This window comes from Faecousia intestinalis, from assembly GCF_040096185.1.
GTDB lineage: Bacteria > Bacillota > Clostridia > Oscillospirales > Oscillospiraceae > JAZOXB01.
This window is the reverse complement of sequence record NZ_JBBMFF010000080.1, coordinates 1-2,767: the sequence shown is the minus strand read 5'-3', so window position 1 is coordinate 2,767 and position 2,767 is coordinate 1. Positions and strand designations below refer to the sequence as shown.

Sequence of the window (2,767 nt, the reverse complement as noted above, 5' to 3'; positions counted from 1 at the left end):
CGCTTCGCTCCTCGCAATGACAAGTCGGAGGTGCGTACCATTTGAACAACGGCCTGAGCTTATCGGCAGTGCCTGCAGGGCCCTCTCAGTCACCTTCGGTGACAGCTCTCCCAGAGGGAGAGCCATGGGCGCTTTGCTCCCCGCAATAACACAATAAAAACCCCTTCAGATAAGCAGCAAACCAATTCAAGGAGGAAAAACCTTGGCACATCACAAAAAGGACTACCAGCCGGAGGACATCCGATTCCCGGATCAGGCGATCGTGACCTCTGAGCTGGTGCATGAAATGAAAACCAGCTACATGGAGTATGCCATGTCGGTCATTGTCGGCCGCGCGCTGCCTGACGTGCGCGACGGCCTCAAGCCCGTGCACCGCCGCATTCTCTATGCCATGTATGAGGATAATCTGACGGTTGACAAGCCGTTCAAAAAGTCCGCGACCTGCGTCGGCGACGTGCTGGGCCGCTATCATCCGCACGGCGACGCGTCGGTCTATGATGCGCTCGTGCGTCTGGCGCAGGACTTCTCCATGCGCTATATGCTCGTCGACGGCCACGGCAACTTCGGCTCCGTCGACGGCGATCCCCCTGCGGCCTACCGCTACACCGAGGCCCGCCTCTCGAAAATCTCGAACGAAATGCTCCGCGACCTCGAAAAGGACACCGTGGACTGGGACCCGAACTTCGACGAATCGCGCAAGGAGCCGCGCGTGCTCCCCAGCCGCTTCCCGAACCTGCTCGTGAACGGCTCGAGCGGCATCGCCGTCGGCATGGCCACGAATATTCCGCCCCACAACCTCACGGAGGTCATCAACGCCTGTCTGTGCGTCCTCGATAACCCCGAGGCCACGCTCGCCGACCTTATGGAGCACCTCCCCGGCCCGGATTTCCCGACGCGCGGCCTCATCCTCGGACGTGCCGGTATCCGCGCCGCCTATGCCACCGGCCGCGGCCGCGTGACCATGCGCGCCCGCACCGAGCTGGAGGAATTCGGACAGAACCGTCAGCGCATCATCGTTACGGAAATCCCCTATCAGGTCAACAAGCGCATGCTCATCAAGAATATGGCCGATCAGGTCAACGAGAAGCGCCTCGAGGGCATCTCCGACATCCGCGACGAGTCCGACCGCGCCGGTATGCGCATCGTCATCGAGCTCAAGCGCGAGGCAAACGCGCAGGTCGTCCTGAACCGCCTGTTTGCCCAGACCCAGCTGCAGACGACGTTCGCCATCAATATGCTGGCCCTCGTGAAGAACCAGAGCCAGCCGAAGGTCCTCTCCCTGCGCGAAATTCTGGACGAATATCTGGCCTATCAGGAGGAGGTCATCCTCCGCCGCACGCGCTATGACCTGCGCAAGGCGCAGGAGCGCGCTCACCTGCTCGAGGGCCTGCTCATCGCGCAGGATAACATCGACGAGGTCATCCGCATCATCCGCACGAGCTACGACAACGCAAAGGAAAACCTCATGCAGCGCTTCGGCCTCGACGACATCCAGGCCCAGGCCATCCTCGATATGCGCCTGAAGGCCCTGCAGGGCCTCGACCGCGAAAAGCTCCAGAACGAATATAAAGAGCTGGAGGACCGCATCGCCTATTACGAGCGCGTGCTCGGCGATATGGGCCTTGTCAAGTCCATCCTCAAGGACGAGCTGACCGCCATCCGCGACAAGTACGGCGACGAGCGCCGCACCGAGATCCAGGACGTCGAGGACGAGATCGACATCGAGGACCTCATTGAAGAGGAGGACTGCTGCTATACCCTCTCGAACGCGGGCTATATCAAGCGCTTGCCCGTCGATACCTACCGCACGCAGCGCCGCGGCGGCCGCGGCGTCTCCGGCCAGAGCCTGAAGGAGGAGGATTACGTCAAAAACCTCTTCATCGCCTCGACGCACGACTATGTTCTGTTCTTCACGAACACGGGCCGTGTCCACCGCAAGAAGGGCTACCTCATCCCGGAGGCCGGGCGCACGGCGCGCGGTACGAACATCGTCAATATCCTGCCGCTCGAGCAGGGCGAGCGCGTGACGGCTATGCTGCTGACGCGCGAATTCACGGACCATGAGTACCTTATGATGGTCACGCGCGGCGGCACCGTCAAGCGCATCCGGCTCGACGCCCTCTATACCGCCCGCAAGGCCGGCATCCGCGCCCTGTCGCTCGACGACGGCGACGAGCTCATCGCCGTCCTGAAGACGAACGGCAGCGACAATATTCTCCTTGCCACGCGGCAGGGCATGGCCATCTGCTTTGCCGAGACGGACGTCCGCCCCATGGGCCGCGACGCAGCCGGCGTGCGCGGCATCCGCCTCGACGACGGCGACGAGGTCGTCAGCGCGGCCGTGGCCGCCGAGGGCAAGAGCCTCCTGACCGTCACGGAGAACGGCTACGGCAAGCGCACGGCCGTCGAGGCCTACCTGCGCGGCGAGGACCGCCAGCCGCAGACGCGCGGCGGCAAGGGCCTGCGCAACTACCGCCTGACTGGGAAGACCGGCCTTGTCGCAGGCGCGGCCATCGTCGACGATACGAACGACGTCATGCTCATCGAGTCCGGCGGCGTCGTGCTGCGTACTCCGGCCGCCAGCATCAACCTCTACGGCCGCGATACCCAGGGCGTCATCCTCATGCGCATCGAAGAGGGCAACCGCGTCATCGGCGTCGAGGCGATTTCCAATACGGAGGAATAATGCAAATGTAGGGGCCGGGCTGGTCCCTCCCGGCGATGCATTATCTACCCGTACAATGTAACGTTAAAACGGTACCAACTG

Annotated in this window: 1 protein-coding gene; it reads left to right on the top strand. The window is 62.8% G+C overall.

Annotated features, from left to right (window positions below; translation table 11 throughout):
* Positions 1–202: 202 nt before the first annotated feature.
* Positions 203–2,686, top strand: coding sequence for a DNA gyrase subunit A (gene gyrA / locus WMO66_RS01325; protein WP_349134609.1), 2,484 nt, complete (start codon positions 203–205; stop codon positions 2,684–2,686).
* Positions 2,687–2,767: the final 81 nt, after the last annotated feature.